Source organism: Novosphingobium decolorationis, from assembly GCF_018417475.1.
GTDB classification, from domain to species: Bacteria; Pseudomonadota; Alphaproteobacteria; order Sphingomonadales; family Sphingomonadaceae; genus Novosphingobium; species Novosphingobium decolorationis.
On record NZ_CP054856.1, the window covers coordinates 3,824,268 to 3,842,353 of the forward strand.

Here is an 18,086-nt window from a genome sequence, read left to right on the forward strand (position 1 = left end):
CAAGCGCCGATTTCTGCGGCTGATCCGCAAGACTTGATGCCTCTTCTGGCACCACTTTTTCTCTCTGGAAGCGTCCAGAGACGTCCAGCAACGGGCTGGTTTTACAGCATTTTTCAACTGATGATCGTCGGCTAACCGTCCGGCGTCATCCAGTCGTGGCCTCCCACAGCACCTCCGGTTATGAGGTGCTCCTGAAGGCTCTGGATTGACCCGGCTTTGCTGGGAAAAGTCTATGCTGACGCACATCAAGATTGCGGCCGCCAAGCCAGCCGCCAAATCCTACAATCTCTATGATACTCTGGGCCTTCATCTCGCGGTGCGACCGTCGGGATCCAAACTCTGGCGCGTCAACTACCGCTACCTTGGAAAGCACAAGACACTTCACCTTGGCGCATGGCCGGGGCTTGGCCTCGCGGACGCCCGGGCGAAGCGCGACGAGGCCCGGCGGAAAGTTTCTGAAGGCATTGATCCTGCCCTCGAGAAGAGGCGCGCAAAAATCGCTGCGAGATACGCTGCGGCCAACTCATTTGAGGACGTTGCAAAAGAATGGCTGGGAAAGTGCGAGCGTGAAGGCCTCGCTCAGGTCACGATTGAAAAAATCGAGTGGCTCCTCGCCAAGGCTTATACCAAGGTGCATTGATCAGTACCCATGTGCCCATTGGCGCATTCCGATGGACATGATGCGCCAGGGCTGATCGACGAGCTTGTTCCATGCGAAGCAGCAGTGGTCGACGATGTCGTCGTAGGATTTGAAGATGCGGTTCGACAGCCAGTTGTCGCGCATGAACTGCCAGACGTTTTCGACTGGGTTGAGTTCGGGGCATCTCGGCGGCAGCGGCATCAGGGTGATGTTGGGAGGCACGACCAGTTCGGCCGATCCGTGCCATCCGGCCTGATCGAGCAGGAGGACTGCATGCGCGCCTGGCGCGACGTGGAAGGCAATTTCCTCGAGATGCATGCTCATTGCCTCGCTGTTGCAACGGGGCATGACGATGCCGGCGGCCTTGCCTTCGGCGGGACAGATCGCGCCGAACAGCCATGCCGAGGAGCGACGCTGGTCCTTCGGCGCCGATGGCCGGGTTCCGCGCTTCGCCCAGCGCCGGGTAAGCTTGGTCTGCTGGCCGATGCGGGCCTCGTCCTGCCACCATAGCTCTATCGGCGTTCCTCCCGGAGCCGCCGCTTGATTTGCGCCAGACGGGCGCCGAAGTTTTAAAATCGACGATGTCATCGCGCTTCTGGCCACGATGGCGCGGCCGGGCCGAGAGCTTGCGATAACCCATCGCACGAAGCTCGCGCCCGAGAGTGTGGCGTGTGACCGACAGCTCGAACTCGTCCCAGACCCACAGCGCCAGGTCAGCAAGCCGCCAACGCACGACGCCATGCGCCGCGGGGATCGGCCCCGCCTCGACGATCTCGGCGAGCCGGGCGCGCTGCTCGTCGTTCAGGATCGAAGCCCGCCCCGGAGCTTTGCGCGTTGCCAGACCGTCGGGACCTCCGTCGTTGAACCGCAGAACCCAGTCGCGCACGATCTGCAGCGTCACGCCGGCAATCTTCGCCGCTTCGCTGCGACTGCCGCCGTCCAGGATCAGCGCAACAGCCAACAGGCGTCGGACCTGATCGGCATCGCCACTTCGTCGTGCAAACCCTCGCAAATCCGCCGATGTGTAGTCAGATCGAACCCCAATCGCTGCCGCCATCGCAAGCCTCCATGTGCCTGCCATGATGAATCAGAAAATCACCAGCTTGGAAAGCGAGGACGTGAGTCAGCCTCAGCGCGCCTTGGTATTACCCGATAATCGGAACCATCCCGATCGGACAGATTACGCCGCATGAGGCCCTTGCTGTCCTTCGAAAGGTCGAGGCGGCCGGCCGGTATGAGACAGCCCGCCGGATGCGCAGTGTTCTGAGCCGGGTCTTTCGTTATGGCGTGGCGACCCTTCGGTGCGACAAGGACGTTGCCAGGGATCTGCGAGGCGCTATCACCACACCCAAAGTCAGGCATTTCGCCGCAATCACGCACCCGCCGGAGGTGGGTAAGCTTCTTCGCGCAATGGACGGCTACAGTGGACGTAAGGTCACCCGTTTCGCCATGCGTCTTTCGCCGCATGTCCTGCTTCGTCCGGGAGAACTGCGTCAGGCGGAATGGACGGATATCGACTTTGATAACCGGATCTGGTCCATCCCGGCTGAAAGGATGAAGATGCGCCGTCCCCACCGGGTCCCGCTTTCGCGGCAGGTTCTTGCGATGCTGCAGGAACTTCACGAGGTCACGCACTGGTGGCGCTTCCTGTTCCCTTGCTCAGGCGCCCCGCGCAAACCGATGTCGGAGAATAACGTCACTCAGGGGCTGAGGCGTCTTGGGTACAAACCGGACCAGATGACTGCACATGGCTTTCGCGCCATGGGGGCGACCCTGCTCAATGAATCGGGCCAGTGGAACCCGGATGCGATCGAACGCCAGTTGGCGCATGTGGACACTAACCAGGTCCGGCGCGCCTATGCTCGAGGAGAGTACTGGGACGAGCGCGTGCAGATGATGCAGGAGTGGTCAGACTATCTCGATCTTCTGCGCGATGGAGCAGATATCCTGCGGCCGGATTTTTCGGCAAGACGCCGGACATCATAGCTGCTGATCGGAGGCATTGCCTATCATAAGCAGGCAATGCCTTCGGTTGCCGTTGACTCTAAATCGCTGTTCAGCCGGAGGTCCTTTGTTGTCCGGTGCGTAGCGGCGGCCTTATTCCTGGGGCAGGGCCTCTACCGCCTTAGCCGTCGTTTGCAGGCTCCGACCCTTCTCAGACGCTCAGCGCCAGAAAATCGCTTCCCAGGAGCGGAACAGCCGCTTAGCCTCCTCACATGCGAAAGTGCGCGCGCGCAGGCCTTATACCAAGGTGCATAGATCAGTACCCATGCGCCCATTGGCGCATTCCGATGGACATGATGTGCCAGGGCTGATCGACGAGCTTGTTCCATGCGAAGCAGCAGTGGTCGACGATGTCGTCGTAGGATTTGAAGATGCGGTTCGACAGCCAGTTGTCGCGCATGAACTGCCATACGTTCTCGACAGGGTTGAGCTCCGGGCATCGTGGCGGCAGCGGCATCAGGGTAATATTGGGAGGCACGACCAGTTCGGCCGAACCGTGCCATCCGGCCTGATCGAGCAGGAGGACCGCATGCGCGCCCGGCGCGACGTGGAAGGCGATTTCCTCGAGGTGCATGCTCATCGCCTCGCTGTTGCAACGGGGCATGACGATACCGGCGGCCTTGCCTTCGGCGGGACAGATCGCGCCGAACAGCCATGCCGAGGAGCGACGCTGGTCCTTCGGCGCTGATGGCCGGGTGCCGCGCTTCGCCCAGCGCCGGGTGAGCTTGGTCTGCTGGCCGACGCGGGCTTCGTCCTGCCACCACAGCTCTATCGGCGTTCCTCTCGGGAGCCGCCGCTTGATTTGCGCCAGACGGGCGGCGAACCTTTTTTAAAATCGGCAATGTCATCGCTCTTCTGGCCACGGTGGCGTGGCCGCGCCGTGAGTTTGCGGTAGCCCATGGCGCGAAGCTCGCGCCCAAGAGTGTGACGTGTGACCGACAACTCGAACTCGTCCCAGATCCACTGCGCCAGATCGCACAGCCGCCAGCGCACCACGCCATGCGCTGCAGGAATCGGCCCAGTCTCGACGATCTCGGCAAGCCGCGCGCGCTGCTCGTCGTTCAGGATCGACGCTCTCCCCGGAGCCTTGCGCGTTGCCAGACCGTCGGGACCTCCCTCGTTGAAGCGCAGAACCCAGTCGCGCACGATCTGCAGCGTCACCCCGGCAAACCTCGCCGCTTCGCTGCGGCTCCTGCCGTCCAGGATCAGTGCAACAGCCAACAGACGCCGGACCTGATTGGCATCGCCACTTCGTCGCGCAAACTGGCGCAAATCCGCCGATGTGTAGTCAGATCGAACCCCAATCGCTGCCGCCATCGCAAGCCTCCATGTGCTCGCAACGTCGAATCAGATTTTCATCCGCTTGGGAATCCCCGGCGTGAGTCAGCCTCAGCGCGCCTTGGTATTAGCTCAACCGTTACCGGGCGAGCCCGGCTGGACGCCTTCGGATCAATGCGCTTAGCCATGCGGCGCGGCTGCTGCTTGGCCCGGTCATCGCCCGCTACAGCGCAGAACATCCAGAAGTCGGCCTTGAGGTCGTGGTGCAGGACGCGATGGTCGACATCGTCGGCGAAGACTTCGATGCGGGCATCCGGTTCGGCGATCGCATGCCCGAAGACATGATCGCCATTCCGCTAGGGGACCCTTTGCTCTGGGTTATGGCCGCCTCACCGGCCTATCTCGAAGCAGCCAGGGAGCCAGAAAGCCCGGAGGACCTCGCAAGGCATCGCTGCATCGGCATGCGAACGGGCACTGGTGCGATGTGCCATTGGGAACTCGTCACGGGAAAAGCAGCCCGCACGCTCAACCTCTCTTGGTCCGCAGTCGTCCATGAAAGCGCGTTGGCCATCGGCATCGCCCGCGATCACTGCGGGATCGCGTATTGCTTGCGCGAACGTGTAACCGACCTGATCGATGCCGGCCAATTGCGTGAAGTTCTACACCAGGGGGCGTCCCCGGGCGAAGCGATTCACATCTACTATCCAAGCCGCCGCCAGCAACCCGAAACACTGCGCAAGATCATAACCATGATTCGAGACGAGGCCCGCACCCGAAGCGCGAAACGGCCAACTTCCCTCAGCAATGGGTAGCTGCTGAACAGCTAGCGCGCTCGCCCATTACACTCGTTTTTTCGATCAAAGCTCCGGAGCATCGTTCATCCAGGTTGACCGCATGCGGCTTCTGAAGCTGGCGCACGAAAAATATTGTGGAAATTAAAGGTCCTGCGGTTATTGTTGTGCGCAGGTTCGAACGGAACCTGCGAGCCTCGGCCGATGATTTCGGGACAACATGCCGGGCTGACCGCTGCGCCCCGCCGAAGGACGTCTGGACATGTCCCACAAGTTCACTGTCCTCGTTGTCGAGGACGAACCCCTTATATTGCTGGCGGCCTGCGACCTTGTCGCGAGCGTCGGATACCTTCCGAGAGAGGCGGCGGATGCGACTCGTGCTCTCAGCATCCTTGAAGAGAGCTCTTCAATAGCAATCCTGTTCACTGACATCGACATGCCCGGGCCAATCGATGGGATGGAGTTGGCTTTTGAAACGCAGGCGCGATGGCCGCACATCGGCATCATCATCACGTCAGGCCGCTGGCCTCTGGCCCGTCACGACATTCCGCATGGCTCCGTATTTCTAGAAAAACCCTATATGGATGGGGCTCTCGTCGATGCATTGAAAAGGCTTTGTTGCGCAAATGCCCAAGGGATTCCGTTGGTGAATCCAGTTGGTTAGGAGGCGGCGATGAGCAGACCGCCCCGCGCCCGTTACCGCACGACGAATTGGAAGTCCTACAACGCAGCGCTGGCGCAGAGAGGTTCGCTTCAGGTCTGGTTTGACCCCGAGATGGAGTGGCTATCCACTCCGACCGGCAAGCGCGGGCGTCAGCCGGTGTTCTCGGATGTCGCGATCCAGGCCTGCCTGACGCTGAAGGGCGTGTTCAAGCTGCCCTTGCGCCAGACCACCGGCATGGTCGCCAGCCTTCTCGAGATGGCCGGGCTCGATTGGCCGGTGCCGGATTTCAGCACGCTGAGCCGAAGGCAGAAGACCCTGCTTGTCGAGATCCCCTGCCAGCCCAGTTCCGGACCGTTGCACCTGCTGATTGACAGCACGGGCATCAAGGCCGTTGGAGACGGGGAATGGTGCAGGCGCAAACATGGCCCGTCCAAACGTCGCCAGTGGCGAAAGGTTCACCTGGGTGTGGACCTCGGATCGTTGGATATCCGCGCTATCGAAGTGACGGGAAGCCGGGTTGGCGATGCCCCCGTGCTGCCCGAACTGCTGGACCAGATCCCATACGATCAAGCTATCGCGAGCGTCAGCGCCGATGGCGCTTTTGACACCAGGGCCTGTCACGAAGCCATTGCCGCACGCGATGCCTGTGCGATCATCCCTGCCCGCAGTAATGCGCAAGCCTGGCCGGAGAGTACGCCGGGCGTCGCGGCCCGCAACGAAATCGTTCGCTCAAGTCAGCGGTTTGGCAGGACAATCTGGAAACGATGGAGCGGCTATCACCAGCGCAGCTTGGTCGAAACCAAAATGCATTGCTTCAAACTCCTGGGCGAACGCATCATGGCACGCGACTTCGATCGCCAGGTCGCCGAAATGCAAATCCGCGCCGCCATCCTCAACCGCTTCACCGCACTCGGAAGGCCCCAAACTCAGCGTGTCGGGTGATCGATGCCTTCAAAGGCTAACTGCTGCCTTGGATCTATTTATGCAACAAAGCCCTCAAGACCGGCACTGGCGATTTATCTTGTAATTTTTGAATATGGCTCTATATTAAAGATTGCCTCACGTCGCTTGCGACGGAATTTGATTGCCGCACAGATTGCGGCACCGCCTTCCTTACACGCTTCATGGCTCCGCAGATTGGGATGTGCCCGCCTGCGGGCTTTTACCCGCATCTGAAGAGGCGGCCATGGCAAAGGAAGAACTGATTACACTGGAAGGTCAGATCGACGAGATCTATCCCGACGGGCGCTTTGGCGTGATGCTCGAGAACGACCACAGGATCATTGCCTATACTGCCGGAAAAATGCGGCGGTTTCGCATCAAGTCCGTCGTCGGAGATCACGTCCGCGTGGAAATGACGCCCTACGACCTGTCGAAGGGGCGCATTGTCTATCGCGAGAAGACGCCAGGGCAAGGCCCCGGTGGCCCTCGTGGACGGACCTTCCGACGCTGAAACAAGAAATGAGCGGCTTTAAGCCGGTTCGAGAACGACACGATGACACTCAAGACGGCCGGCACCACCGAGCGCCACCCCAAGCGCCCTCGCGCAAATCCGCGCAGCCGGCTGGCCCGTATTCCGGAAATGCGCTCGCTGCTGAGCGCACCCGACCTTCAGCGGCTCGTTGCCGCGATAGTCGATTGACTACTTTACGAACACCAGCGGGATGGCCCTCGGCCACGTCCGCCAACAGGATCAAGCCCATCGATCTCAACCACGAATACGCCGCGCACCAGCGCGCACTGCTGCAAGCAAGCAGGGCCCGGAATGACGGCGATCGCCGTACGCTCATGCTGAAAGCATCGACCATCGCGTGCGGCATCAGCGCATTCCAGCACAATCTTGGAGCAGCCGCAGCCTGTGCCTGGAGCCAGGCTTGCGTTACCCCGTCCTCCTCCTCCAGGTCGCGAGACGCCTCACGCGCCACGTGATCGAACCCCTTTTGCTCTCGTTGGATTTTCAAACGGGTATCGACGAATTGGTTACGGAACATGGGATGTCAAAATCACCGTTCCCGCAAGACGACGCATTCCTTTCAATTGACGACCAGACGCAACACCCGGCCGGCATGTCGCCGACGGGCAAACCCGTTTCTTGAAAGGAAACGACCATGACTATCGGAACCGTAAAATTCTTCAACGAAGACAAGGGCTATGGCTTCATCCAGCCTGACGACGGCTCAGCCGACAGCTTCGTGCACATCTCGGCTGTTCAGGCCGCCGGGTTTTCGACGCTCAACACGGACCAACGCGTGAACTACGTGGTGGAAGAGGGCCGCAACGGCAAGCAAAGTGCTGTGAACCTCAGCAGCGCCGACTGATTTATCCGCGCCCTCGGCCCGCGTTTGCGCGGCGTCGGGGGCGTCTGTTCACTGACCTGCAAGGACATGCCATGGCTCTGAACTATGCGTTTCTCATTGCCCGTGCCGACGAAGCCTCGCGGGACGCCCAGCTTGCCAAACTCGAGAACGTGCGTGAACGCGCCTTACGAGCGGAGGCGGCATGGCGAGAAATGGCCGCCAGCGCGCTCAAGCTGGAGCGAAACCGCAAGAAGACCCATCAGTCACTTTCCGAAAGCTGACTGGCTAGCCAGCTCCCGACCGGATCCTTGCCGATCGCCCGTCGCAAGGCCGCCGACCAGAATACGTCTGCCCAGATCGAAAGAGGAACCCATGGCTGAAGCGATGCTTACTTTTTGCGAAAGTTCAAATGGAGATACCTGGTCTCTTGGCAAGCGTGACGGCTGCGGTGCACTGCAGGTGCTTCATTGCGCCAATGCATCATCGGGCGGTGCGAAAAACTGGCTCGGGCTGGTCGAATTTCTGGCAACAAACCCGGGCTCGCCGGAACACTCGGCGCTGCTCGAACGGATCGGCGCCATCGTTTCCGATCGTATCGCGGACAAGCCCGGCGGGCCTGCGGAATTGCTCATGCATTTTCGGGATGCAACCGAAGCTGAAGCCATGACGGCACTGTCAGGATCGAAAGTCCGGCTTCCGCTCGGATCGACCAGCGATGCCCTGGAATTTTTCAATTGCATGGTCGATCTCCTGACTGGCCTGCAGCAAGTCGAAGACGAGGCCGATGCCCGGCGCATTCCTGCGGGATTTGGCAGCACGCATTGAAACTGCGTAGCTGGGGCGGCTCCGTCCCGGACCACCTGTGCCAGAACCGCAGTCAGCCTGCGCGCCGCCCACCCGTCACGGGGCGCGGCGATTGTGCAGCACAAAAGCCGTCACGTGGGCGCGCACCGCTTGCGCTCAACCCCGTGCTTGACTCCCCCATGGCCATCGGGCCTTGTCGGAACGGAAAAACGGGAAACGCACGACTTTCCCTTCGATAAGGTGCGCGGCAAGCTTCGAGCGGATGACCATCGCGCCCTCTCCACGGGTGCAGACCAGATGCGTACCGCCTTGCGGTAGCGGCTCGGTGCAACTGATCGACACCTCGTACTTTGCGCAGGCCGCGATCACGTCTTCTTCGGGCAGGGCCAGGTTCATGGCGCGGCTCATGACAGCAAATCGCCTTCGTCAAGCGCCAACGGCAAGGATTGGTCAATGGTCACGAAAAGAGCAGGGTGTAAAGGCATCAAGAGGCTCCACGTCAAAAGCGGGAGCACGACCTGTCTCTCAGTCAGGACTTGCTCGGATACCCTCGGCCTGATGCTGGGGGTATGAGCCGTTCTCCCGATCGTGACAAGCGCTTACTGCCGCCAGGCCTCCTCAAGTGCCATGCACAGCAATTCCGCCCAGTGCCGTTGTCCGGCCTTGTCCGCAACGTGATCCTGACGGATCTCGATTTCGGCATAATCCAGCGTACGACCGAAAGCATGGCGGGGAACGCTGTAGTCCGTCCGGTCCATGAGATAGGGCTGGTTGTCACCGACGCGCAGGCCTGGCTCGCGCGCGAATGCGCCCAATAACCGGCGCGAAAAGCTCTCGTTTCCGCCCGCGTGAAGGATACCGACATCCCAAGGCCGTTCGATCCCGCCGAGAACAGGCGTAAAGCTGTGGAGCGCGACCAGCACGACCCGCTTTCCGGGGCGCCAGCGCCTTGCGACCTCCTCGGCCAGTCTGGCGTGGTAGGGCTCGTGAATTTCGCCGATACGCAGCGTTCGCTCGCGCGAGGAAAGGCTTTGGTTGCCCGGCACTGGCGTCCCGTCGCTGGTTTGCGGAATGGCCTCATGCGACCAGGGATCGCGATTGCAGTCCACCACGAGGCGGGAATAGGCCTGCGACAGGAATACGGCGTCGAGGCGCCTGGAAATGGCACGGCCCAGTTCGGCAACGCCGATGTCGAGCGCGATATGACGGGACAACTCGTCCTTTCCAAGGCCCAGCCACCCGAGCCGGTCAGGTATCGCGGCTCCGGCATGATCCCCGGTCAGGATGAAAGGCGCAGTGCCGAGAGGATTGAAGCATTGAACGGGTTCGGGATCGCCGGGACCAAGCAAGGTCTCAAGGCGTGGTGCAGCCATCAGGACATGGCGCAGACATGCCGCACTTGATCATTCGTCATCTTACGGAATACTCCTACCGACAGCCTGTTGCTCTCGGTGAACATCGAATCATGATGCGCCCGCGCGAGAGCTTTGACCAGCGCCTTGTCAGTGCAAAGCTGGAGATAACGCCCCAGCCGGCGGAGCTGCGCTGGCTGCATGACGTGTTCGGCAATTCGGTGGCGATCGCATCCTTCGGTGCGCTGGCTAGAAACTTGCGGGTCGAGAGTACCGTGCATCTCGATCATGAGCCCATTGCCGGGGCCAGCGTTGACATCGAACCGTACGCCCGGCGCTTTCCCTTTACCTATTCCTCCGAGGACATGCCCGATCTCCTGCGCTCGATCGAACGCGCCTACCTCGATCCCGGGCGGATCATCGACGACTGGGCGCGCACTTTCGTCGGTTTGGACCGGTCCGCCGATACGCTGGGCATGCTGGTGAACATGACGCAGACAATCCGGCGCGATTTCACCTATATTCCTCGCCACGAGAAGGGTACGCAAAGCCCGATCGAAACGCTGCAAAGGCGGCAGGGAACCTGCCGGGACTTTGCGGTGTTGATGATCGAGGCGGTGCGTTCGGTCGGCTTCGCGGCCCGGTTCGTATCCGGATACGTCTATGATCCCGACTGCGGCACGGGCCGCGTGGGCGGGGGCAACACGCACGCTTGGGTTCGCATCTTCCTGCCGGGTTCCGGCTGGGTCGAATTCGACCCGACCAACGGCATCGTCGGGAACAGCGGTCTGATCCGCGTGGCGATCGCGCGCGATCCCTACCAGGCCGTCCCGCTGTCAGGCCTGTGGACCGGCTATCCCGGCAGCAACCTTGGCATGTCGGTAGAGGTCGACATCCGGTTGAGCGGCGCAGCCCCGCCCCCGCACGGCGCCACCAATACCCGCTTCGGGTGAAAGCAAGGAATCCACGATGTTCATTCGAGCCGGCTACGAAATTCACTTCGAAGCGCAGATACCGACCGCCATGCTGGCCCTGCTGAGCGTGCACCCCTCTCGCAACAAGCACCTCACTACCCCGCAGCGCATCCGCACCTGGCCCGAGGTGCCGATCTACGACTATGGGGATGGCTATGGGAACATCTGTTCGCGCTTCACGGCGCCTGCAGGAGGCGTGGCGATGTCCTGCGATTTCGTCATCGAGGACGATGGCCAGCCCGACGTTCGCGCGCCCGACGGCCCGCAGGCCGGCGTCGAAACCTATCCGGACGAAGCGCTGATCTATCTTCTGGGCAGCCGGTACTGCGAAACCGACCTGCTGATGGATGTGGCCTGGAGCAATTTCGGTCACCTGGTGTCAGCCCGAGACCGGGTTGAGGCCATCGTCGCTTTCGTGCACGGCCACCTGTGCTTCGGCTACGAGCATGCCAGATCGAACAAGACGGCATGGCACGGTTACCAGGAGCGCGAGGGAGTGTGTCGGGACTTTGCCCACCTGGCCATAGCCTTGTGTCGCTGCCTCAACATCCCGGCCCGCTATTGCACAGGCTATCTCGGCGACATCCGCGTGCCGGCGGACGACGCACCGATGGACTTCAGTGCATGGTTCGACGTGTTCATCCAGGGCGCCTGGTACACCTATGACGCCCGCCATGCTGTCCCTCGCGTTGGCCGGATTCTGATGGCAAGGGGCCGCGATGCAACCGACGTGGCGCTTACCACGAGCTTTGGCGACGCGGTTCTAAAGTCGTTCTTCGTCCGGGCGGAAGAGGTTTCGTCGGCGACCCTGCCCTGACGAGCTGGCCCGGGCATCGCCCGGGCCGATCAGAACAGCAAAGAGGCGACTAGAAACGAAGCCGCAGCCGGTATCGCCATAGTCAACACGCGCGCGGCGGCCAGGAACAGTACCATCGACGTATCCGAATTCCAGCGGGTTACACCCGTAGTATAGTCGCCCAGGATGAGTAGGCCACTGGCCAGGAAGACGTACGAAACGAAACTGCCAAAACTCGCTTGGTATACCCCAAGCACAAAAGGAAGGGGCCCTGTCGCAAAGGTCGTGATGGCAAAGGCGGCCACCAAAGCCATCCTAGCCACAGCGTTCGGCCAAGCGCGCGCGTGCCAACTTCCTTGCATGCTCACATGAATCACAAGGCCGCTGCGGCATGACTTCTCCGATCCCGTTTCCAGGCAAGGAGCACGCCGGATTCTGCCAAGCCGGCCACTGACATCAGCATCTGTTGCTCAGGTCCGCGATCACCTGCTCCAATCCCTTGTGCGAATGGGTCGCCAGATCGAGCGGGCGGCCGGCCAGAGCGATGCATTCGCCATTGAGATAGGCGATGGCTTCATCCTTCGTCGCGAAACTTTCAAGCGCCATCCGGATAATGAGCCCTTGCCGCTTGGCCGCCTCTGGCGGAATCTTGAATCGGATGTCCCGGCGCGACCACGCACCTCGGACTACAGGTTTTTCCGTGGCTTCTTCGGTCATTTGCTACCCTTGTCAGAAATTGTAGCCGCCTTGAGACGCCCGCCTGTGCAGGCAATGGCTCACCTGGAGTTGCCCCAAGGCAGAGGCCTGGACCTGGTCCATCAGCGTGCCGTGGCCATCTGTTGAAGGCTGGCTCAGGAAGGCATCGGCCGCCTTGGGCCCGCCCAGCAGATTATGGGCCAGCCTCCAGATGTCTTCGCGCCTACGGTAGACCGCAGAGTTGCGCGGTGGCCCCGACCACAGGCGCCCGTTCGCGCCAGGCGTGGGATGCCGGATCGATGGCACCCTGCAAGGCGCAAGCTGGATCATTATCGCGTCCAGCTCGGATAGGGCAATGCACCTCGATCCGGGCGCAATCTCGCGATACGTCGCTCATAATGCCGAACCAGATCGAAACGAGACCCAAGGCTCGCGCCTCGAGCCAAATTCTCGGACAAGGCCAACCGACGGTGGAAAAGAAGTTGCTCAAGATCCATGCGCATGCTCCATCCTGCGGGAGCGCGCTTGGTCTCTCAGTCACCGAATTGCGAAACACCTTCGGCAATGTCATCGGTATACGCCACTTCAACAGGTAACGCCACCTTCTTGTAGGTGGGCTTTCAGTCCGGCGTAAAAAATATTTCCGTAAAATAATGACAATTGTTCGAATTGGATTGTGAAGATGCGCCGCGCTGGCCATGCCCCGCTGTGGCAGCATGACCATGAACATGCTGTTGGCTCAAGGCGAGCACCCGATCGGTTCACGCGCGAATTTCAACTTCCTTATGAAAATCGCCCAACTCCTGTAGGCTTCGATTTTGCCAGATTCTTCTGATTCACACAGGAAGTTTTTCCGGGAAAAGGTTACTGTCACGGCCAAGCGCTATTCGACTTTTAGAAGCTGGGAGGGGATCGACTATTTGACTTACAGAATTTGACGACTAGCGCGTTTGGGGGATGAACGAACGACCAGTTTCGGGAGACTACTTACGGGACGTTCGCCTCATGATGGCGTCCGGTTGCGACGTACTATGGCATTGAAGCCGACTGTCGGGATTGTCCCAATCCAGGCCATTCCGGCGCGCTGGCTTGGATATCTCTTTATTGTCTTTCCGCGAAATCTTGCGGATCGTTGGCCTGCCGCAATCTGTTGCTCGCTTATGCTAACCCCGTGAGCCGGCATGCGGCTGAAATTCAGCCTTCTCGTATGGTCAGGGATTTCAAACTGCCATAATCGATCAGCGTGAGCCGGCCGACTTTGACTGCGCTGATGTCTCCTGTCTGAAGCAGCTCATAGATCCGGGACCGGCTTAGCCCTGTAATCCGTACCGCTGTGGAAACCCGAACCGTGAGAGGCTCGATCTCTGTTTCCGGATCCTGCTCAGTCATGACCGCCCCCGCTGTGCTGCTGCCCGGGCGCGAACGAAGTGCCGGTCACCATCAAGGAAGGCCGACAGAATAGCAGGGACGAGCTCGGTTACCGGCTCTTCCACGCCATACTGGGCCTGATAGAAGCCGGCATATGCCTGGAGAGCGTCCTGCAGATCGGGTGTAATCGTTATGGTGAGCTTGACTGGCGTGCGATCCGGCAGTCTCGCGAGCTTCAGCTGAGTCATCTGTTAGTTCCTTCGCTTGTTCAGGAATCAAGGATCAGGTCGCGCGTCACAACGACGCGTACAGGTGCGCCGGGACGGATAGTGATGGTGGGCTGGACGGTCAGATTTTGCTGGGTCACCTGGTCCCCTGCGCGGGCAGCACTCGTCTGGGCAGACTGGCGGATGGCTTCGACCAGATCGCTTTCGCCGCTGATCGAAAGTTCTGATCCAACGCCGAGCAGTGTCGCGATTCCGACGCCCTTCAGCAGCGTCCAGGTGTGGAAGTCGACTTTATCGGCAAGGCCGGCGTAGCCGGAGGGATCGGTTGCCGGCATATTGCCGAGCTGTACGGAGCGCCCATCGGGCAGAATGAGCCGCTGCCAGACTACAAGGGCCCGCTTCTGGCCAAAGGCGACAACACTGTCGTACTTGCCAATGAGACGGCTGCCCTGTGGTATAAGGAGCAGGCTACCTGTGACGGTATCATAAACATTCTGCGTAACCTGCGCGATGACCATGCCAGGCAGGTCGGAATTCAGCTCTGTTATAAGGCTGGCAGGGATCACGCTGCCTGCAAGCAGGCTGCGGGGAGATGCAGGCGCAACAAGGCGTTGCGGATTTATGCGCACACTGGTGTCAGGGGTACTCGCAAAGCGCTCCTTTCGTGTCTGTTCGGAAGGGGCAGATGGGGTGGCGGCCGAAACCGCGCCAGAACCGGGAGACAGCCCGTCCGCCTCAGTTTTCCCGGGCGTCGAGACCTGAGCCAAAAGGCTGGATTCCCGGGCAGCTTTGAGCCCGGCAAGCCGCTGCTGGCGTTGTGTCGCCAGCGCACCGGCCTGTCCTGAGGTAGATACGACCTGGCTGCGTTCCTGAGCACGCAATATCGGACGCCCAAGGTCACCCGGCAGAGGCGGGCCAAGCCTTGGTGCATCTCCATAACTTGCCGGAAGATCGGTCAGTGTCTCCGGTTCAGCGTTCGTCGCAGGTCGCGTGAGTTCCTTGTCATCCACTTTGCCGGGAAACACCTGCGGTCTGAGCGCCATAAATGCAATCGCTGCGAGCGCTGCTGAGCCGAGCAATGCAGCGCCGATAACGATATCGCGGCGAAAGCGGATCGCGCGGGCAGGCGTGGCCCGTAGCTGGAAGCTCTCAGGATCTCCTTTGGCGGCGGGTTCTTTCGAAGCTGTCTCTGTCATCACCCCGTCCGTCCCTTGCCGGAGGCGTGGCGCACGATGCGCACGATCTGCTGCTTCTTCAGGCCCAGCCTGAGTTCGGCGAGATCGAAGAGCCGGTCCACGACATAGTAGCGGCCCTGCAGCCGATAGTTGACAAGTTCGGCCTGCCCTTCGTTGCTGATCACGAAGAGCGGTGGCGCTTCCCCCTGAGCCAGAGTGAGCGGGAACTGGATATAGGTATGCTGCCCGTCGTCGAAGGCCCGCAGTGGCTTCCAGTCCGGATTGTCACCGGTGATGTCATAGCTGAAATGCAGCTTTTCCAGGCGAATTCCGCTGGCGACCGGAGCCGCGGCTGCTTCTGCACGCGCGGCCTGCTTTTGCAGGACGAGTTCGTCGTGGGGATAGGTCCAGCGGATCGAGGACATCGCTGTGCCTTGCGTACTGAGGAGTTGCAGGTGGTAGGTCCGCCTGTCTGTCGTGACGACGAGATTGGTTCTGAGGCCGGCTGTGAAGGGCTTTATCAGGACATGGACCTGCCGGGTCACGCCGGTCCCGCTCGTCGTATCTCCGATCGCCCATCGTGCGGTGTCGCCGCTTGCGACGGCAACGAGCGCTTCGCCGGGCTGGAGAGCGAGGTCGGTGACCTGTCCCGGAGCGACATAGCCTTCGAAAATGCTGGAATCGCTGAAGGGATAGACCTGAGCTCCGGCGATGAAGCCTCCGGCTCCGGGTCGCAATGTCGCGGCCTCGGTTGCCCTGGAGACTTCGGCCGCCGGGCTGTCGGCGAGCGCGGGGCCTGCAAAGGTGAGCGCCCCCACCAGAAATGGAATGACAAGTTTCATGATGTCGTCTCCCTGATCCGGGTCGCTGGAGTGATCGGGTCGGTTGCCGGGCCTTCGTCGGCAGGCCGGGTCGTCCCGCCGGGCGCGCTTTCGCGTGAGCGGGTGCCTGAACCATCGAATTCGCGGCTCCAGTCGACGGCGTCGACGTATATCCCGAGGGGATTTTTGCGCAGGATCTCGGCTGTTTCTGGCGGATGAAGGACAACGCGGAGTATCGCGGTCCAGCGGGTCACATCGGTTTTCGCACCGCGCTCGAAGCGGGTTTCGGTCCATTTGACCTGGAAGGACGTGTCAGACGCCCGCACGACGCTTGAAATCTGTACGGATACCGTTCGCTGCCCCAGGTTGGCAAAGGGCGCGGCCTCGCGGGCGTAGTCGCTCAGAAAACGGGCGCCACGCCGGCTCGTGAAGTCATAGGCATCGAGCCAGTCCTGCCGCATCAGGACAGGATCAAGCGAAACGGAACGGACATTGGAAATGAAGCGGGCCAGGTACCAGGCAATCTCATGGTCACCGGGCCTGTAGGCCGCTTCGGCCGGGCGTACCGCCAGCGCTTCGCCAAGTCTGTCGACTTCCACGACGTAGGGAGTGATGCGGCTTTGCGTCGACTGCCAGGCCAGTGCTGCACTCGTCACGCCTGTCAGTGAAAGGCATCCGAATGCCATGAGGCGCCAGTTGCGGGCCTGAACGCGGGCGGAGCCGATCCGCTCGTCCCACGCCTGTCCGGCCCGCTGATACGGTGTCTCAGGTACGGGCGTCCGGCCATACCTTTGTATGTTTCGCCTGAAGAACATATCTCACTCGCTCCTTTCCGAAATATCGGGCGTGGCGGAACCGCTGCCCCGATCGCCCTGCTGAAGCGCATGGATCGCAAGCTGACGGCGATGGCGGCTGGTCTGTTCGGCGCGCAGCGACCGCGCCCAGGCCGGCGCCGTGTCCTGATGCGCGGAAGGAGGTACATCGGCCCGGCCCCCTGAACTTTGCGCGTCACCAGCGGAGCCGGTCTGCCCCTGAGAGGATTTCCCTGCACCGGCAGCACCGGAGATCCGGCCTCTGGCAGCACTGGCGGCGCTGTGCGCCACACCTCGCAGACCGGCGCTGACAGTCGGTTTTGAGGATGCCTGCTGTCCCGTCCGGTAAGCCGATGCCGTCGCGCGGCCCATTGAGGCGCCTGAGCGTACCGCGCCAAGGGCGGCGCTGCTGGCAACGCCCGCAGCGCCGGCCACGGCTCCGCCAGCCACCATCGCCATGCCACCTGCGCCCGCTGCTGTACCGATTGCGGCCCCGGCACCCAGCTGCGGCGCGCCCGAGACGAGGCCGGAAGCGACTGAAGGGCCGAAGATCCCGAGACCGAACAGCGAGAGGCTGGCAAGCACCAGGCTCATGGCGGCACCGATGTCCGGATCCTGGCCCTGCAGTGCGCTGGTGAACTCCGAGAAAAAGCCCGATCCTATGCCGACGATAACGGCAAGCACCATAACTTTGATGCCCGAGCCAACGACGTGACCAAGCACCCGTTCGGCAAGAAAGCTGGTCCTGTTCCACAGAGCAAAGGGGACGAGAATGAAACCTGCAAGGCAGGTGAGCCTGAACTCGAGAATGCAGACGAACATCTGGATCGCAAGAACGAAGAACGCGATGATGACGATGGCCCAGGCGAAGAGCAGCACTATGATCGTGAGGAAATTGTCAAAGAAGCTCGTGAACCCGACCATATCGCTGGCCTGATCCAGCAGGGGCCAGGCGGCTTCGAAACCGGTCGCGGCAAGACGGCCGGGCCGCAGCAGATCATCCGCAGACATGGTTCCGCCACCGGCCGTCAGTCCTGCCTGTGCAAAGGACCGGAAGATGATGTCGGCCAGTGTTGAGAAGCGGTTCAGAATGAAGGCGAAAGCGCCGATGTACAGGATCTTGCGCAGGAAGCGGCCAATGACATTGTCCTCGCCTCCCATTGCCCAGAACAGTCCGGCGAGCGTTATGTCTATGCCGATCAGCGTCGTAGTCAGGAAGCCCACGTCCGGACCGAGCAGCCCGAACCCGCTGTCGATGTAAGTGGTGAACGCCTGGAGAAAGCGGTCAATGACATTGAGGTCGTTCACATGCTTAGCCTTTCTCTGTCTGAAAGGGTGTCACGGGGCGCAGCCGGGGAGCGGGCCTTGCGCCCCGTGACGGCAGCGA

The 18,086-nt window shown here is 61.2% G+C and carries 22 protein-coding genes and 2 pseudogenes; 12 read left to right on the plus strand and 12 right to left on the minus strand.

The features are described 5' to 3' along the window. The first annotated feature begins 232 nt into the window (after positions 1–232). Positions 233–640 carry an Arm DNA-binding domain-containing protein gene (locus tag HT578_RS17680; RefSeq protein WP_213500908.1) on the plus strand — a complete coding sequence of 136 codons (408 nt, stop codon included), beginning with the start codon at positions 233–235 and terminating at the stop codon, positions 638–640. Here the strand turns inward: HT578_RS17680 and HT578_RS17685 are convergent. Continuing rightward, a protein-coding gene (locus HT578_RS17685) for an IS630 family transposase (protein WP_213500909.1) occupies positions 641–1,697 on the minus strand; the annotation gives its coding sequence in 2 pieces (ribosomal slippage) (positions 641–1,196 and positions 1,195–1,697; 1,059 coding nt in all). Between the two features lie 89 nt (positions 1,698–1,786). Between HT578_RS17685 and HT578_RS17690 the strand changes: the two are divergent. Further along, positions 1,787–2,626 (plus strand): annotated as a pseudogene (locus HT578_RS17690) (tyrosine-type recombinase/integrase); the annotation flags it as partial. Positions 2,627–2,900: 274 nt separating this feature from the next. On the opposite strand, the gene HT578_RS17695 reads toward HT578_RS17690, so the two are convergent. After that, positions 2,901–3,961 (minus strand): IS630 family transposase gene (locus HT578_RS17695; protein ID WP_152536499.1). Its coding sequence is split into 2 segments (ribosomal slippage): positions 2,901–3,454 and positions 3,454–3,961, totalling 1,062 coding nucleotides; the frame shifts between segments, so codons are not numbered across the junction. A 119-nt stretch (positions 3,962–4,080) separates the two neighbouring features. Between HT578_RS17695 and HT578_RS17700 the strand changes: the two are divergent. The 8 genes and pseudogenes from HT578_RS17700 to HT578_RS17735 all read left to right on the plus strand — a co-directional run. Then, positions 4,081–4,734 (plus strand): annotated as a pseudogene (locus HT578_RS17700) (LysR substrate-binding domain-containing protein); the annotation flags it as partial. 241 nt (positions 4,735–4,975) lie between these two features. After that, positions 4,976–5,377 carry a response regulator gene (locus tag HT578_RS17705; protein WP_213500910.1) on the plus strand — a complete coding sequence of 134 codons (402 nt, stop codon included), beginning with the start codon at positions 4,976–4,978 and terminating at the stop codon, positions 5,375–5,377. A gap of 9 nt (positions 5,378–5,386) precedes the next feature. Continuing rightward, on the plus strand, positions 5,387–6,319 hold the full coding sequence (locus HT578_RS17710) for an IS5-like element ISNov2 family transposase (RefSeq protein ID WP_213500911.1): 933 nt from the start codon (positions 5,387–5,389) through the stop codon (positions 6,317–6,319). A gap of 244 nt (positions 6,320–6,563) precedes the next feature. Further along, a complete protein-coding gene (gene infA / locus HT578_RS17715) occupies positions 6,564–6,830 on the plus strand; it encodes a translation initiation factor IF-1 (RefSeq protein ID WP_039390590.1) in 267 nt (88 codons plus the stop codon). Positions 6,831–6,872: 42 nt separating this feature from the next. After that, positions 6,873–7,019 (plus strand): hypothetical protein, encoded by a 147-nt coding sequence (locus tag HT578_RS17720; RefSeq protein WP_159108045.1) that lies wholly within the window; start codon positions 6,873–6,875, stop codon positions 7,017–7,019. A 466-nt stretch (positions 7,020–7,485) separates the two neighbouring features. Further along, entirely contained in the window at positions 7,486–7,695 is a 210-nt protein-coding gene (locus tag HT578_RS17725; protein WP_039390587.1) for a cold-shock protein, read from the plus strand. A gap of 71 nt (positions 7,696–7,766) precedes the next feature. Continuing rightward, a complete protein-coding gene (locus HT578_RS17730) occupies positions 7,767–7,955 on the plus strand; it encodes a hypothetical protein (RefSeq protein WP_039390585.1) in 189 nt (62 codons plus the stop codon). A gap of 91 nt (positions 7,956–8,046) precedes the next feature. After that, entirely contained in the window at positions 8,047–8,499 is a 453-nt protein-coding gene (locus tag HT578_RS17735) for a hypothetical protein (RefSeq protein WP_039390584.1), read from the plus strand. 135 nt (positions 8,500–8,634) lie between these two features. Here HT578_RS17735 and HT578_RS17740 read toward each other — a convergent pair whose 3' ends face one another. Together HT578_RS17740 and HT578_RS17745 are read right to left on the minus strand one after the other, a co-directional pair. Next, complete coding sequence (locus HT578_RS17740) at positions 8,635–8,886, minus strand: hypothetical protein (protein ID WP_039390582.1); 252 nt, start codon at positions 8,884–8,886, stop codon at positions 8,635–8,637. A 191-nt stretch (positions 8,887–9,077) separates the two neighbouring features. Further along, positions 9,078–9,851, minus strand: a complete 774-nt coding sequence (locus HT578_RS17745; protein WP_213500912.1) for an N-formylglutamate amidohydrolase — start codon at positions 9,849–9,851, stop codon at positions 9,078–9,080. Between the two features lie 17 nt (positions 9,852–9,868). Here HT578_RS17745 and HT578_RS17750 point away from each other — a divergent pair, with 17 nt between their 5' ends. Together HT578_RS17750 and HT578_RS17755 are read left to right on the plus strand one after the other, a co-directional pair. Then, positions 9,869–10,783, plus strand: a complete 915-nt coding sequence (locus HT578_RS17750) for a transglutaminase family protein (protein ID WP_039390578.1) — start codon at positions 9,869–9,871, stop codon at positions 10,781–10,783. 16 nt (positions 10,784–10,799) lie between these two features. Further along, a complete protein-coding gene (locus HT578_RS17755) occupies positions 10,800–11,621 on the plus strand; it encodes a transglutaminase-like domain-containing protein (protein WP_039390576.1) in 822 nt (273 codons plus the stop codon). A 29-nt stretch (positions 11,622–11,650) separates the two neighbouring features. Here the strand turns inward: HT578_RS17755 and HT578_RS17760 are convergent, their stop codons facing one another. The 8 genes from HT578_RS17760 to trbL form a co-directional block, all read right to left on the minus strand. Then, positions 11,651–11,905, minus strand: coding sequence for a hypothetical protein (locus tag HT578_RS17760; protein WP_144400890.1), 255 nt, complete (start codon positions 11,903–11,905; stop codon positions 11,651–11,653). A 151-nt stretch (positions 11,906–12,056) separates the two neighbouring features. Next, positions 12,057–12,317: a hypothetical protein gene (locus tag HT578_RS17765; RefSeq protein ID WP_213500913.1), complete on the minus strand. Its 261-nt coding sequence runs from the start codon at positions 12,315–12,317 to the stop codon at positions 12,057–12,059. Between the two features lie 1,173 nt (positions 12,318–13,490). Then, positions 13,491–13,685 carry a MerR family transcriptional regulator gene (locus tag HT578_RS17770; protein ID WP_213500914.1) on the minus strand — a complete coding sequence of 65 codons (195 nt, stop codon included), beginning with the start codon at positions 13,683–13,685 and terminating at the stop codon, positions 13,491–13,493. Beyond that, on the minus strand, positions 13,682–13,912 hold the full coding sequence (locus HT578_RS17775) for a DUF2274 domain-containing protein (RefSeq protein ID WP_213500915.1): 231 nt from the start codon (positions 13,910–13,912) through the stop codon (positions 13,682–13,684). The genes HT578_RS17770 and HT578_RS17775 overlap by 4 nt, the downstream gene beginning before the upstream one ends. 20 nt (positions 13,913–13,932) lie before the next feature. Further along, positions 13,933–15,087, minus strand: coding sequence for a TraB/TrbI/VirB10 family type IV secretion system protein (locus HT578_RS17780; protein ID WP_213500916.1), 1,155 nt, complete (start codon positions 15,085–15,087; stop codon positions 13,933–13,935). Beyond that, positions 15,087–15,908 carry a P-type conjugative transfer protein TrbG gene (gene trbG, locus HT578_RS17785; RefSeq protein ID WP_213500917.1) on the minus strand — a complete coding sequence of 274 codons (822 nt, stop codon included), beginning with the start codon at positions 15,906–15,908 and terminating at the stop codon, positions 15,087–15,089. Before trbG ends, HT578_RS17780 begins: the two co-directional genes overlap by 1 nt. Further along, positions 15,905–16,702: a conjugal transfer protein TrbF gene (gene trbF / locus HT578_RS17790; protein WP_213500918.1), complete on the minus strand. Its 798-nt coding sequence runs from the start codon at positions 16,700–16,702 to the stop codon at positions 15,905–15,907. The genes trbG and trbF overlap by 4 nt, the downstream gene beginning before the upstream one ends. Before the next feature lie 3 nt (positions 16,703–16,705). Then, on the minus strand, positions 16,706–18,007 hold the full coding sequence (trbL, locus tag HT578_RS17795) for a P-type conjugative transfer protein TrbL (RefSeq protein WP_213500919.1): 1,302 nt from the start codon (positions 18,005–18,007) through the stop codon (positions 16,706–16,708). Between the last annotated feature and the right edge of the window lie 79 nt (positions 18,008–18,086).

What these genes read in the sequence shown, in the direction of transcription:
- HT578_RS17725 (WP_039390587.1), top strand. Translation starts at nt 7,486, where the DNA reads ATGACTATCGGAACCGTAAAATTCTTCAACGAAGACAAGGGCTATGGC.
- HT578_RS17755 (WP_039390576.1), top strand. Translation starts at nt 10,800, where the DNA reads ATGTTCATTCGAGCCGGCTACGAAATTCACTTCGAAGCGCAGATACCG.
- HT578_RS17735 (WP_039390584.1), top strand. Translation starts at nt 8,047, where the DNA reads ATGGCTGAAGCGATGCTTACTTTTTGCGAAAGTTCAAATGGAGATACC.
- HT578_RS17765 (WP_213500913.1), bottom strand. Translation starts at nt 12,317, where the DNA reads ATGACCGAAGAAGCCACGGAAAAACCTGTAGTCCGAGGTGCGTGGTCG.
- HT578_RS17705 (WP_213500910.1), top strand. Translation starts at nt 4,976, where the DNA reads ATGTCCCACAAGTTCACTGTCCTCGTTGTCGAGGACGAACCCCTTATA.
- infA (WP_039390590.1), top strand. Translation starts at nt 6,564, where the DNA reads ATGGCAAAGGAAGAACTGATTACACTGGAAGGTCAGATCGACGAGATC.
- HT578_RS17710 (WP_213500911.1), top strand. Translation starts at nt 5,387, where the DNA reads ATGAGCAGACCGCCCCGCGCCCGTTACCGCACGACGAATTGGAAGTCC.
- HT578_RS17775 (WP_213500915.1), bottom strand. Translation starts at nt 13,912, where the DNA reads ATGACTCAGCTGAAGCTCGCGAGACTGCCGGATCGCACGCCAGTCAAG.
- trbF (WP_213500918.1), bottom strand. Translation starts at nt 16,702, where the DNA reads ATGTTCTTCAGGCGAAACATACAAAGGTATGGCCGGACGCCCGTACCT.
- HT578_RS17740 (WP_039390582.1), bottom strand. Translation starts at nt 8,886, where the DNA reads ATGAGCCGCGCCATGAACCTGGCCCTGCCCGAAGAAGACGTGATCGCG.
- HT578_RS17720 (WP_159108045.1), top strand. Translation starts at nt 6,873, where the DNA reads ATGACACTCAAGACGGCCGGCACCACCGAGCGCCACCCCAAGCGCCCT.
- trbG (WP_213500917.1), bottom strand. Translation starts at nt 15,908, where the DNA reads ATGAAACTTGTCATTCCATTTCTGGTGGGGGCGCTCACCTTTGCAGGC.
- HT578_RS17745 (WP_213500912.1), bottom strand. Translation starts at nt 9,851, where the DNA reads ATGGCTGCACCACGCCTTGAGACCTTGCTTGGTCCCGGCGATCCCGAA.
- HT578_RS17780 (WP_213500916.1), bottom strand. Translation starts at nt 15,087, where the DNA reads ATGACAGAGACAGCTTCGAAAGAACCCGCCGCCAAAGGAGATCCTGAG.
- HT578_RS17680 (WP_213500908.1), top strand. Translation starts at nt 233, where the DNA reads ATGCTGACGCACATCAAGATTGCGGCCGCCAAGCCAGCCGCCAAATCC.
- HT578_RS17750 (WP_039390578.1), top strand. Translation starts at nt 9,869, where the DNA reads ATGCCGCACTTGATCATTCGTCATCTTACGGAATACTCCTACCGACAG.
- HT578_RS17770 (WP_213500914.1), bottom strand. Translation starts at nt 13,685, where the DNA reads ATGACTGAGCAGGATCCGGAAACAGAGATCGAGCCTCTCACGGTTCGG.
- HT578_RS17730 (WP_039390585.1), top strand. Translation starts at nt 7,767, where the DNA reads ATGGCTCTGAACTATGCGTTTCTCATTGCCCGTGCCGACGAAGCCTCG.